The 12,615-nt window shown below is 68.3% G+C and carries 9 protein-coding genes and 1 pseudogene; 5 read left to right on the plus strand and 5 right to left on the minus strand.

The genetic code is table 11. The features are described from left to right. Positions 1-283: 283 nt before the first annotated feature. Positions 284-1,005 (minus strand): annotated as a pseudogene (locus EV657_RS09995) (alanine:cation symporter family protein); the annotation flags it as partial. A gap of 11 nt (positions 1,006-1,016) precedes the next feature. Beyond that, the gene (locus EV657_RS10000) at positions 1,017-1,436 is read right to left on the minus strand and encodes a universal stress protein (RefSeq protein ID WP_243837541.1); all 420 of its coding nucleotides are present in this window, start codon (positions 1,434-1,436) and stop codon (positions 1,017-1,019) included. A 431-nt stretch (positions 1,437-1,867) separates the two neighbouring features. On the opposite strand from EV657_RS10000, the gene EV657_RS10005 reads away from it, so the two are divergent. Together EV657_RS10005 and EV657_RS10010 are read left to right on the plus strand one after the other, a co-directional pair. Next, positions 1,868-2,065 carry a hypothetical protein gene (locus EV657_RS10005; protein WP_134077797.1) on the plus strand — a complete coding sequence of 66 codons (198 nt, stop codon included), beginning with the start codon at positions 1,868-1,870 and terminating at the stop codon, positions 2,063-2,065. A gap of 127 nt (positions 2,066-2,192) precedes the next feature. Then, a complete protein-coding gene (locus EV657_RS10010; RefSeq protein WP_134077798.1) occupies positions 2,193-3,371 on the plus strand; it encodes a hypothetical protein in 1,179 nt (392 codons plus the stop codon). Positions 3,372-3,387: 16 nt separating this feature from the next. On the opposite strand, the gene EV657_RS10015 is transcribed toward EV657_RS10010, so the two are convergent. Together EV657_RS10015 and EV657_RS10020 are read right to left on the minus strand one after the other, a co-directional pair. Further along, complete coding sequence (locus EV657_RS10015; protein WP_166673687.1) at positions 3,388-8,451, minus strand: RecQ family ATP-dependent DNA helicase; 5,064 nt, start codon at positions 8,449-8,451, stop codon at positions 3,388-3,390. Between the two features lie 269 nt (positions 8,452-8,720). Then, positions 8,721-9,533 carry a zinc-ribbon domain-containing protein gene (locus tag EV657_RS10020; RefSeq protein WP_166673684.1) on the minus strand — a complete coding sequence of 271 codons (813 nt, stop codon included), beginning with the start codon at positions 9,531-9,533 and terminating at the stop codon, positions 8,721-8,723. A gap of 176 nt (positions 9,534-9,709) precedes the next feature. On the opposite strand from EV657_RS10020, the gene EV657_RS10025 reads away from it, so the two are divergent. Genes EV657_RS10025 through EV657_RS10035 form a run of 3 tightly spaced genes read left to right on the plus strand, consistent with a single transcriptional unit; the run spans position 9,710 to position 12,033 of the window. After that, complete coding sequence (locus tag EV657_RS10025; RefSeq protein WP_113668207.1) at positions 9,710-10,387, plus strand: cell division ATP-binding protein FtsE; 678 nt, start codon at positions 9,710-9,712, stop codon at positions 10,385-10,387. Next, on the plus strand, positions 10,384-11,295 hold the full coding sequence (locus EV657_RS10030; RefSeq protein ID WP_075786188.1) for a cell division protein FtsX: 912 nt from the start codon (positions 10,384-10,386) through the stop codon (positions 11,293-11,295). The genes EV657_RS10025 and EV657_RS10030 overlap by 4 nt, the downstream gene beginning before the upstream one ends. 3 nt (positions 11,296-11,298) lie before the next feature. After that, complete coding sequence (locus tag EV657_RS10035) at positions 11,299-12,033, plus strand: lysophospholipid acyltransferase family protein (RefSeq protein WP_113668206.1); 735 nt, start codon at positions 11,299-11,301, stop codon at positions 12,031-12,033. A 15-nt stretch (positions 12,034-12,048) separates the two neighbouring features. On the opposite strand, the gene EV657_RS10040 is transcribed toward EV657_RS10035, so the two are convergent. After that, a complete protein-coding gene (locus tag EV657_RS10040) occupies positions 12,049-12,378 on the minus strand; it encodes a hypothetical protein (RefSeq protein WP_134077801.1) in 330 nt (109 codons plus the stop codon). Positions 12,379-12,615 lie beyond the last annotated feature (237 nt).

The raw sequence follows: 12,615 nt of genomic DNA on the forward strand, positions 1-12,615 counted from the left end.
CGGTCGGGTGGGTCCGGCGCCGGAACGCCGCCCCCATGGGCGGGCCTCCATCCGGCCGGGGCGCCGCTGAATTTCCGGGTCTCGCCGGTTTTCAGCCGGGCGAAACAGGAAGTCACCTCCCTGCGCACGATCGGCACCAACACGCAAGGCGCCGCGTTGTTCACCGCCGCCATCGAGAAAACCGCCGCGTCCGAAAAGCCGATCACCGGACCCGGGCTGGCCGAGCCCCGATCACGACGAAGATGCAGAAGGTGACCTTGAAGATCCGCTCCTGCAGCCTGCCCCCGCCGAAAAGGCAGGCGGCCGCAAAGACGATGCCGGCGATCCAGCCCGGATCATCGCCGACAAGGCCAGAGATTTGCGCATGGGCCCGATTGGCCCGGACCATGTTGCCGCCGCCAAGCGCCCCGAGGATGCAAAAGACCGAGAACAGCTCCGCGAGACTGCGGCCGCCCTTCTTGCCGCGTTCGACAAAGCCCTTTTTCGTGGAGTACATCGGCCCGCCCGAGACGGTCCCGTCGGGGTATTCGTTGCGGTATTTGACCCCCAGCGTGCATTCTGTGAAACTTCGACGCCATTCCCGGAAGACCGGCAAGGAACATCCAGAACGCGGCCCCGGACCCGTCGATGCCGACGGCAACCGCCACGCCCGCGATATTGCCAGCCCGACAGCGCCGTGTCGAGCGCCTGGAAATGGCTGACCTCCCCGGCATCGTTCGGATCGGAATAATCGCCCCGGACCAGCGCAATGGCGTGAAAGAAGGCGCGCACCTGGATCAGCCGGAAATACCAGGTGAAGACCGAGGCGGCCACCACCAGCCAGAGCACGATCCATGGAAAGCCGACGAACGGGATCGGCGCGAAGATCAGCGCCACGAAGGGGCCGGTGACCGCGGCAAAGGCCTCGTTCACCCTGGCGTCGGCGGTTGCGGCCTTATGGGCAAAGGACATCGCCGGGATCGTCGTCGCGGCTGCGAGGGCGGGGATGAATGTCGATCTGGTCATCGCGGATCTCCTCAGCCGGCGACGGTGACGGGGATGGTCAAATACATCGCGAGGTTCACGCCGGACGAGCCGAAAAGCCGCTGGCTGAACCCGCCTTTCGAGGCGCGGCCGATCGCGATCAGGTCGGCGCCGTTTTCCTCGGCCAGCCGGTGCAGCTTGTCCGCGACATCGCCGTGATGGACGAACCCCGAGGCCGTGACCCCGGCCTTTGCGAGCGCCGCCACGGCCGGATCGACGATGCGGTCCTGCGCCGCCACGACCTCTTCCAGCCGCCGCTTGTGCCGCTCCGCGTTTTCCTCTGCCGTCTGAAAGGAATGGGGCGACCAGCCGATGACATAGACGACAAGCAGGGCGGCGTCCTCCATCGCCGCGGTCAGTCGCTTTGCATGATCGAGCGCCCATCCGCCCGTCTCATGCCCATCTGATCCCACGAGAGCCTTCTTTGGGTCATCCCTCCGCTGTCGGTTTCTCCTGGTCGTTTTGGGTCGCGCATGTCCCGAAACGGCAGGCCGGATCATCACAAAAACGAAACTACTTGTTAACGACCCCTGATGGCTCGCCCGCCACCTGCGGGAAAATGCGGTCAAACCGTGCAGGCGTCGGCCCTGTCGCCGCCAAGGCGGAGGGCGAAACACAGCGAGGGTTTCGTCGGGTGCAAGGCGCGGACTGACGGCAGGCGATGCCGCCGGGAACGGTACGTCCAATCGAACCGCGGCGCCGCCTGGCGCATCGCAATTGACCTTAGGTCACCTTCGGCGCGTCACTCGGGTATTTCGCGGCCGCGTTTCTTTTCAGTGCGTTCAAGTAAGCCTCGCCGTCCGAGGCCCTTTTGACCCAAATCCTCTTTCCCCGGGAGGCGCCGATGCCCGGCCCCGCAATGCATCGCATGATCGCCGACCGCCTGAAGGCCGCCATCCAAAGCGGGCGCGGGCTCGGCGAGGGTCCGGGACCGGACGAGTTCCAGAAACTGCAGGCCCTTCTGGCCGACCCGAAGAACCTGCCCTGCCTCTTTTCGGCTGCCACCGGCCGGACCCGTTCTTCTTCAACACCAGGGACCTGAACCCGACGGTCGGCAAGCTGGTCGAGATCTGTAACGACGTCGGCGACGTCATCGACGACTTCAAGGAGGCGCTGCTGTCGGTGGTCCCGCAGCGGGTTCCGGACGCGCTCAGGCCTTCGACGAGGCCGTGGACGAGGCGATCGAGGATTCCGCGCTGCTGAGCGAGCGGGAGCAGACCTTCAATGACATCAACAACGTGCTGGTCGGGTTGCAGGCGACGCTGGCCGAGGCGCTGAAGGCCTTCGTGTCCGACTTCAACCTCTTCGACCGGATCTCGCCCCCCTGTCGCGACGGCGCCGCAGAGGGCGAGCGGCGGTGGTTCGACGCGATGCATTACCGCAAGACCGGGCGCATGGCCGAAGGGCTGCTGACCTCGACCCGCGACATGTCCTCGCCGCATCACCTCTATGCGCTGGGCTACCTGCCCCACGACCGCGCCACCGGTGTGCGGCCGTTCTCGGGGATCACCTTCTGGCATTCGCCCGACCTGATGCTGTCGCCGGTCACCAATCTCGGCACCGCGAAGGTCGAGCATTTCCTTGTCGATCCGACCATCGGCTTTTCCACCCAGTTCGCCGAGAACCTGACGCTTGCGAGGGTACCCCAGGCCTTCGTGCCGGCGCTGGGGGCTGCCGAAACCCGGTTCGTCTGGACCGTTCCGCCCAGCCAGTCGGGCCATAAATGCCTGTTCGCACGGGTCTTCTCGTTCTCGCCGCTGGATCTGCCGGTCGACGATGTCGCGCTCGATCCCCGGCTCGACCGCCATGTCGCCCAGCTGAACCTCGACATCCTCGGGCAGGCGCAGGCGGTCAATTTCAACCTCGTGCACCGGGCCAATGCCCGGATCGACCTGACGATCCGCGCCTTGCAACCGACCGAGCTGATGGCCCTGCGGCATCCGGCGCTGGCCGGGATCGCGCCCTTCCCAGACATTCCCAAACGCGGATGGGCCGAGCTGAGGCTTCGCAAGGGCGGGGGCGAGGTCAAGGCCGAACCCATGCCCGAGGGCCTGCGGCTGTCGATCACCGGGCGCGGCATATCGCTTGACGACCAGAAGCAATTGGGCGGAGCGATGCGCGCGGTGCTGAGGGCGATCGGCGCGGGCAAGACCCAGGCCTTGGCCCATCGCGATCTCTTCGCGCGGTTCCGCGAGATGACGCGCGAGGCCAGGCAAACCCGGCTCTCGCTGCGGACCCCGCGGCTGGGCATCCCGAAGGGCCAGGCCATCGGCGTCGAGGTGATCGGGATCGATCAGGTCGCGGGCGACGGACCGATGGGCGGGCTGACGCTGGTCGTGTCCGGCTGACCCATCCGGGCCCGCCTCAAGGCGGCCCGGGCCTTGCGGGTGCGCCCGATGCCAGCAGGTCCTGCCTGCGGAATACCAGTTCGGGCAGGATCGTCTCCCATTCGTCGCGGCGGATATAGGTCTGGAAGGCCTCGTCGTTGTCGGTTTTGCGCCAGCGTATGACCGCCCCGACCCTTCCCGAGACCAGACCGGTGCCCTCGGGCGGCGCCCAGGTCCTGGCCATGCAGCCCAGCACCCGGCCCTGCCCGTCGAGGATCCTCCATTTCCCGCCTTGCAGGTCCAGCGTGACCGGGTCGCCGACCTTGGCCGCGGCGATGGCGCCAAGGGTCGCGTTCCCGTCGCGCAGACGCCCGGCATAGGACAGATCGACCGAGGCCAAGTCCGGCACCTGATACTGGTCGGGCTCGGGCAGATCGAGCCTGCGCGGCATCTCGACCTTGCGCAGCACCTCGCTTTCGGAATCCGCAATCACGAAGGCATGCGCCCCGCTGGTCACCACCGCGAGGCTGCGCCGCGCGCGGGTCATGGCGACGTAGAAAAGGCGGCGTGGCGCCTCGCCGTCCTCGCCGCGCGACAGCGCCTTCCAGCCGCCGTTCAGGATCACCACATGGTCGAATTCCAGCCCCTTGGACCGATGCGCGGTCAGCAGCAAAAGGCCTTGTTGCGCCTCGCGGATATCCCGCGCCCATTCGGCCAGCCATTCGATGGCGTCGGGAACCGGGATGGTCTTGCCGCCCAGCTCGCGCGCGAGGCCGCCGATGCCTTCGGCCAGCAGATCGACCCAACGGTTCGGCGCCTCGGCGTTCAGCAGATCGAGGATGTCCTGGATCGACAGCATCGCCGTCGGGCGGGCGCGCAACCCCGCCACGAGGCGCTGCATCTCGCGCAAGCGCCAGACGCTTGGCAGTTTTTCGTTGGCCATCTCGACCGGCACCCCAAGCCTTTCGGCATAGGCGCGCACCGGGCCAAGCCGCCGCCAGTCCCGCGAGACGATGGCGCAGCGGCCCCAGTTGAAATCGGGGTCGAGCCGCGAGATCCGGACCAGTTCGTCGACCGCCGCCACCGCCTGGGCCCGGTCGTCCTCGGCCACGTCGAGGAACTGCACCCGCCCACGGCCCACCGGGTCGTGGCCCGCCATTGCGCCGCCGCCGGGGTCGAGACGGCGGGCAGTGTCCACGGTGATCTCGTGCCCGGCCTTCATCCGGCCCCGCGCGGGTTCGATCACCTGATTGGCCGCGTCGATGATGTACCGGGTCGAGCGGTAATTCTCGGTCAGGAACTTGGGCTTCGCGCGGTAGTCTTCCTCGAACTGGCGGATGTAGGAAATCGAGGCCCCGGCAAAGGCATAGATGTTCTGGTCGTCATCGCCCACGGCAAAAAGGCTCAGGCGCTGGTCGGGGTCCTCGAGCGAGCGACCGGCGACGGCGGCGATCAGCGCATATTCCTCTGGGCCGATATCCTGGTATTCGTCGACGAGGATCCAGCGGTAGCCCTGGATCAGCGCCTCGCGCTGCGCCTCGGCCTCGGACCGGCTGAGGCCCTCGCCGGTGATCTGGCGCACCGCCTCCAGCAGGATCCCGTCGAAATCGCGCGTCTCGGCCGCGCTGTCGGCGAAACTGGCCCCGACCAGCCGCATCGCCAGCGCATGACAGGTCGACACGGTGACCCGCGCCGCATCCTCGCCGACCAGACCGCGCAGACGGGTGCGGATCTCGGCCGCGGCATGGCGGTTATAGGTCAGCACAAGGATCCCTTGCGGATCCTCGCGCTTGACGCGCAGCAGATAGGCGATGCGATGCACCAGAACCCGCGTCTTGCCCGAGCCGGGCCCGGCCAGCACCAGCACATTGGTCTCTTCGCGGTCGTCGGCCACGATCTCTTGCTGGACCGGATTGCCCAGATCCTCGACGATCTGCTTCCAGGCCTTGCCGGTGGTCTGACGGCGGATCTCGATGCCGCGGCCGGGCATCCAGCGTTGCAGAAAGCGGTCCTGGTCCAGCGCGAAATAGTCTTCCGACAGGCGCACCGCCTCGTCGATGCGGTCCAGCCCCCTGTCGGCATAGGCCGCCATCACATGGGTCTGAAGCGTCTGTTCGCGGTAATGTTCCTCCAGCGGCAGGAAGTCCTTCCTGGTGAAGCCCGCCCGCCCGGGCTTGAGCTCGATGGTCATGGCCGACCGGAACACCGTCAGCCCCTTGCCCAGCACCACCGCCTGCTGTTCGTGCAGCCACAACAGCGCGCGTTCCATGAGCTTGGTCATGTCCTTCACGCCCGCGTCCCGGATCAGCGCATCGCCGGTCAGCGCCCCCAGCAGCGCGCCCGCGGTCGTCTCGACCTGAATATCCTTGCCTTTCGTGCCGGGCGGCACCTTGGCGATCAGCAGATCCAGAAGCTTTTCGGCCGCCATCCAGCGCACCGAAGCCGTCTGTTCCACGACCCGCCACGTTCGCTGAAGCACCACCTCCAGCGTCTTGGCGGACAGCTTGCGCAGCCGGATATTGCCGAAGCCCCCGTCGCTGTCGCGCCCGTCCCGTTCGATGCTGCGCAAGAGCCTTTCCAGAACATGGGGGCTTGCCTCCTCATGGCCTTCGCCGCGCAGACACTGGCTGGCCGCCGCCAGATCGAGCGGCGCGCCATCGCCCACTCCGGTGTCGGGCGCAAGCTCGCGCATCCGGGCGACCAGCGCCTCTTCCAGCCGCATCGCGCGCCTCATGCGCTGGCGCGACTGGTTCTCGACGCCGACATGCACCGAAACGGTGATGGCGATGTCGTTGCGCGCAATCCCCAGCGTTTCGAGATCCGCCATCGCCTTGCTCAGCGCCCGGTGCGTCAGCCCGCTGATCCCGGTCAGCTCGTCGGTGGTAATCCCCCGGTCGGGCGGCGTCGCCATCACATGGCGCACGATGCTCAGAAGCTGGTCGCGCCGCGTCGTGCTGATGTCGTCCCGGGTCAGGCGGGTTTCGGCCTCGGCCAGGGTGCGCACCAGGAGCGACGAGGGAAACACCTGCACCCGGTTTTCCTCGCGCGAGACCAGAGCCGCCTCTTCCAGCCACGAGACGGCCGTCTTGATGCGGGTGTCATCGGTCGCGCTGTCGCGCACGAAGTCGCGCTCCTTTTCCTCGCGCATGATTTCGCCCGGGGTCGCGACCACCCTGCCGCTGTTGCGGGTATGTTCGTCGATCCGGCGCAGGGCCCTGAGAATGGCGCCGATTTCCCGCTGCGTGAGGCGCGAGCGCGCGGTCAGCGTGAACTGCCGTTCGACATCGTCCGACAGGTACAGCAACACACAATCGGCCGGATCGCGGTCGCGCCCCGCCCGCCCGGCCTCCTGCAGGTAGTTCTCCAGCGATCCGGGAATGTCGGCATGGACCACCAGGCGAATGTCGGGCTTGTCGATGCCCATGCCGAAAGCGTTGGTCGCCGCGATCACCCGCAACGCGCCCCGGCGAAACCGGTCCTGCACCGCCAGCTTGTCGTCGGCGGTCAGACCTGCGTGAAAATGCGCGGCGGCAAGCCCCTGATCCTTGAGAAACTGCGCCACGCGTTCGGTTTCGTTTCGGGTGGCGCAATAGACCACCGCGCCCGACGTGTCGCCCTTGGGCAATCGGTCGGACAGGACCGTCAGGATGTCACTCAGCTTGCTTTCCTTGCCGGTCGGCTGCACCGAGAAGGTCAGGTTGGTCCGCGTGGCCCCGCCATCGAACAGCCGCAGCTCGACGCCCAGCCGGTCGCGGAAATGGTCGGTGATGTCGCGCACCACCTCGGGTTTCGCGGTGGCCGTCAGGCACAGCACCGGCGCGGGTGCGGCATCGCCCGAAAACTCGCGGACGAAGCGCCCGACATAGCGGTAGTCCGGCCGGAAATCGTGCCCCCATTTCGAAACGCAATGCGCCTCGTCCAGCACCCAGAGCCCGACCTCGCGCTGCGCCAGCACCGACCGGACCGAGACGCTGCGCAGTTGCTCGGGCGAAATCAGAAGGATCGCCGCCTGCCCCAGCCGCACCCGGTCCAGCGCGTCCTGCCGTTCGGGCATCGACAGCATCCCGTTGACGGTCACCGCGGACGAGATCCCGGCCCGTTCCATCCCCTGCACCTGGTCGGCCATCAGCGCCACCAGAGGCGAGATCACCACCGTCAGCGCGCCGGTCTTCTCGTAAAGGCTGAGCGCCGGAACCTGATAGCAGACCGATTTGCCCGTGCCGGTGGGCAGGATGCCAAGGACATTCGCATGCCGCATCACCTCGGCCACGATGACCTGTTGCAGGGGTATGCCGTCGCGGTCCACCGGCTGGGGCCGAAAGCCGTCAAAGCCGAACCACGACCTCAGCGCCGCGACCGGGTCGTTCTTCGTGGCGCACCAGGCGCAGGCATCGTCGCCGCAGCTTGTGTCGCGCAGGTCGCGCACGATGAGTCCCGCCTGCGGAAAGCTGGCCCGCACCCAGGGCGGCATCACCGACTCTCCGCCCGCGACCGAAATCCAGGCCAGCGCATAGGCCATCGGCCAGCCCGCGTTCGGGTCGGAAAGCGAGTCCAGCACCGGCCCGACCCGCGCGCCGCAGACCTGTCCGGCCAACAGGGTCTCGATGGCGGCGAAGGCAGCGGCGCGATCCGGCCGGGGCGCCTTGCGGACATCGCTGAAGACGGCGTCAAACCCCTCGGACCGGTCCATGAGCGTGGCGAGGTAATGATAGGCAATCAGGCTTTCGGGCGATGTCGTCCCGATCCCGGTCAGCGCCTCGATCTGGTTTTGCAGCACCTCGAAGACCAGCCGCGCATCCAGTTCGGGATCGTTCACATGCCCCGCCTGCAGGCGCCCGTCGCGGTAATGCTTGACAAGATGGTGGTAGGGATTGCGCGGAAAGGCCAGCGGATTGAGCCAGAGCGTATCGATCGGCGCGGCCAGTTTCGCGGCCAGCCTCGGCCGGACCGCCAGCAGGTGTTCGATATCGTGGCGCAGGATGTTATGGCCGATGACATGCGCGGATTTGCCCAGCGCCTTTTCAAGCTGGTCGAGCCCCCGGGCGACCGGCCCTTTGGGCGCCACGACCGCGGGTCCGCCGCCAAACCGGACCGCGGCCAGATCGAAGATCCGGGCCGTCTTGGGATCGACTTCCAGATCGACCGACAGACACCGCTCCAGCAGGGGCGTCTTGTCCTCGGTTCGCGATCTTTTGAAACTCAGAAACGCCATCGGGCCCGAAAAATAACACGCTATGAAATAAAGTTAGACGGCGCCCCTTTGCACCGCAATAGGACAGGTCAGCCCGGAGCGAGGCATTGCTGCGGCCGAACCGTCACTGCGACGCCGGTCCGGGACACGCGAAATCCGTCCCGAAAAGGCGCTGCGGCCTAGCGGCCGAGCACCCGATCCATAAGGTCTGGCGGCACCACCCCGGCGATCCAGTCCCGGGCCGCGTCCACCGCGCCGACATAGGCCGCGACCTGCGGCTCCAGGGCGGGGTCGAGCCCGGCCAGCACGGGCGCGTAGACATAGGCCGCGAGTGCCCCGGCCGCCACCAGAACCGCCAGCAGGAAGCCGCCCAGAAAGGCGCGGCGGCGGCTCCCCTCGGGTTCGGGTGCGGGCGGGATGCTGTGCGCGCCCCGGTCGGAACTGGCCGACAGGGTCGAGGTGATTTCCTCGACATCCGGCAGCAGATCGCGCCGGGCGGGGGGGCTGCGGGTCGGTTCGGGCGGGGCCGTGGCGCGCGCCGGTTCCGGCTCGGGATCGGGGCGGCGGGGGCGCGGCGGGCTCGCGAGCCCCAGATCGGCCTGTTCGGAAAAGGTCTCGACGGTGGCCTCTTCCTCGCGGGCGCGCTGCTCGCGCTCGGCCTCCTCGCGCAGGATGCTCAGCACATCGTCGTCAAGGCTGCGGCGTTGCGGCTCGGGTGCTGTCCCTGCCGCCATCTCGGGGTCGGCCGTCCCGGAGCGGGGCGCGTCGGCCTCCGACTCGCCCTCGGGCTTCGACGCGGACGGCGCAGAGGCCCGCCCGGCCGCAGCGCGCGGCATGGCGAAGGCCGCCAGCGGGTCCCGGGCCGCCAGCGCGGGCGAGTCCTGGAACCAGATATGATTGCAGTTCGAGCACTGGACGTCGCGGCCCTCTTCGGGGATCACCGCCTCGTCGACCTCGTATTGGGCGCCGCATTTCGGGCACGTCAATCGCATTCCGCTTAACCCCCCGGGGCGCATCGGCCCGCCGGACCTGCCTGCCGTTTCCGCGCCATGTTGTATCACCGCCTGCGGAAATTCAAAGCCTTTGCGTCCCGCCACGATTGCAACCCGCGCAACCCTGCGCAATACCTTGGGCAAACGGACCCGGACACCGGCCGACGGAGCGGACCTTGATCGAGCTCGAAAACGTCTCGCACAGCTATGGCGGAAGCGAGCTTTTATGCGACATGTCGCTGAATCTGGCGCCAGCCTCGTTCCATTTCCTGACCGGCCCCTCGGGCGCCGGAAAGACGACTTTTCTCAAGATCTGCTATGCCGAGCTGCATCCGAGCCACGGCGCGGTACGGCTTTTCGGCGCCGATCTGGCCGGGCTCGACCGCGACGGAGTGGCGCGGATGCGACGCCGGATCGGCGTGGTGCATCAGGATTGCGGGTTTCTCGACCATCTGCCGCTGCGCGAGAACATCACCCTGCCGCTGCTGGCCGCGGGACGCGACGTCGCCGCCGAGGACCGCAACATGGCCGAGCTGCTGAACTGGGTCGGGCTGACCCAGAGGGCCGATGCGCTGCCGCCCCAGCTGTCGGGCGGCGAGCGGCAGCGCGCGGCGCTGGCCCGGGCGGTGATCCTGTCGCCCGACGTGATCCTGGCCGACGAACCCACCGGCAATGTCGACTGGGAGATGTCCTTGCGCATCCTGCAACTGCTGATCGAGCTGAACCGGATGGGCAAGGCGATCGTGATTGCCACCCATGACATGAACCTGATCCGGGCAGCCAAGACCCAGGTCGCGGCCCGCGTGCTGCGGATCCAGGACCGGCGGCTGTATCTGGCGGGGGCGGATCTGTGAAGGCGCTCCTGACCCCTCTGGGCCGGATCGCCGCGCTGCTGGCCTCGGACCCCGAAGCCAGCCGGGTCGTGCCGCCGACCGGCTTTGCCGCGCGGCTGACGCTGTTCACCGCCGCGACCATGGCGTTCCTGGCGGTTTTCGCGCTGGCGCTGGCGCTCGCTTCCGGGCGGCTTGCCGACCGCTGGGCCGATGCGCTGGCGCGCACCGCCACGGTGCGGATCTCGGCCCCGCCCGGGCAGATGGGTACCCAGACCGAGGCGGTGCTGCGGATCCTGCGCACGACACCCGGCATCGCCTCGGCCCGGGCGATGAGCGACATCGAACAGCGCCGCCTGCTCGAGCCCTGGTTCAGCCCCGACCTGCCGGTCGAGACCCTGCCCCTGCCCCGGCTGATCGAAGTGACCGAGACCCGCGCGGGCACCGATGCCGAGGCGCTGCGGCTGCGCCTTGCGGTCGAGGCCCCGGGCGCGGTCTTCGACGACCATACCCGCTGGCGCCAGCCTCTGGTGCGCGCGGCCGGGCGGCTGCGGCTTCTGGGCTGGACGGCGGTTCTGCTGATCGGGGCCAGCATGGCGGCGATGATCGCGCTGGCCTCGAATGCGGCGCTCGCCGCCAATGCCCAGGTGATCGGCGTGCTGCGGCTGGTGGGGGCGCGCGATATTTTCATTGCGCGCGCCTTCGTGCGGCGCTTTACACGGCGGACGCTGGAAGGCGCGGCGATCGGCACCCTGGCGGGCATGGGCGTGGTCGCGCTTTTGCCGGGCGACGGGCCCGACGGGTTCCTGACCGGGCTCGGCTTTTCCGGCGCGCAATGGATCGTGCCGCTGCTTTTGCCGGTGCTGGCCGGGGCCATCGGCTTTGCCGCCACCCGCTGGACCGCGATGCGGATGCTGAGAAGGATCACCTGACCGATGCGCTCTCCCCTGCAATACCTGCGCTCGCTGGTCTTCGTCGGCCAGATGTACCTGGCGATGCCGGTCATCGGCCTGTTGTACCTGCCCCTTGCGCTGGCCTCGCCGCGCGGCGCCACGCTGGCGGCGCGGCATTATTGCCACTGGGTGCGCTGGACCGCGCACTGGATGATCGGGCTGAGATCCGAGGTGCGCGGCACGCCGCCCGAGGGCGAGGTGCTGATCGCCGCCAAGCACCAGTCGTTCTTCGACATCATCCTGCTGGCGGGCTCGCTGCCCCGGCCGCGGTTCATCATGAAGAAGTCGCTGACCTGGGCGCCGGTGCTGGGCTGGTATGCGCTGAGGATCGGCTGCGTGCCGGTCGACCGCGGCAAGCGCGGGCAGGCGATCCTGGCCATGAGCCAGCAGGTGGCCGAGGGGCGGCAGGCGCCGGGACAGCTGATCATCTATCCGCAGGGCACCCGGGTCGCGCCGGGCGTGTCGCGGCCCTACAAGATCGGCGCGGGCGTGCTGTACCAGCAGTTCGGCCAGCCCTGCGTGCCCGCCGCCACCAATGTGGGCGTGTTCTGGCCGCGCACCGGGATCTATCGCAAGCCCGGGCTGGCGGTGCTGGAATACCTTCCTCCCATCGCGGCGCAAAAGCCCCTTGCCCTGTTCATGGCCGATCTGGAAGAGACCGTCGAGACCGCCTCGAACCGGCTGATGGCCGAGGCGGGCTTCGTGGCAGAGGCCTGAGGCCGCCGGGCGCGATCAGCCGCGCCCGTCACCGTCCTCGTTCCCCACAAGCGTCAATCGCAGCCGCCGCTCCCGGCGGGGGCCGGTCGCCGCCGCCACGCGGCGCGGCCGGACCGGCGGCACGGCAAGATCGACCGCAACGCCCTCGACCAGATCGCCATCAGGACAAGTGGCCGAAGGCTGAGGGCCGGGCTGTCCGGCCGTCCCGTCGGCATGGGCCTTGCGCGGCCGACGAAACACCAGCACATGGCGCGCCCGGCGCCATGCGAAGGGCCAGAGCCCGACCCGGCAGGACAGCCGCTCGGCCCCGGCGAAGTCTCGGCCAGACTGACCCATCTCGTTCATGATCTCGCCCAGCGCCAGCGAAAAACCGGCCTCTGCCCCGGCAGCAGAATTACGGCGCAGGCGCGCCGGGGCGGGGCGGGGCGGGAAGAACGGTGAACTCGTAACACTGCATGAAAGGCCCTGCCCTGGAATTACGGACAGGAAGCCATGGACCCGCAACAAGCGCGGCGGCGCCCGATCCGGGGCAAAACCGTGTCCACAATATGGCAACAGGCCCGACCGGCAGCCGACGCGCCC

This window comes from Rhodovulum visakhapatnamense, assembly GCF_004365965.1.
GTDB classification, from domain to species: domain Bacteria; phylum Pseudomonadota; class Alphaproteobacteria; order Rhodobacterales; family Rhodobacteraceae; genus Rhodovulum; species Rhodovulum visakhapatnamense.

Bases quoted from the DNA above. Each gene is read 5' to 3' on its own strand.
- EV657_RS10035 (WP_113668206.1), top strand. From the start codon at position 11,299: ATGCGCTCTCCCCTGCAATACCTGCGCTCGCTGGTCTTCGTCGGCCAG.
- EV657_RS10020 (WP_166673684.1), bottom strand. From the start codon at position 9,533: ATGCGATTGACGTGCCCGAAATGCGGCGCCCAATACGAGGTCGACGAG.
- EV657_RS10005 (WP_134077797.1), top strand. From the start codon at position 1,868: ATGCCCGGCCCCGCAATGCATCGCATGATCGCCGACCGCCTGAAGGCC.
- EV657_RS10040 (WP_134077801.1), bottom strand. From the start codon at position 12,378: ATGAACGAGATGGGTCAGTCTGGCCGAGACTTCGCCGGGGCCGAGCGG.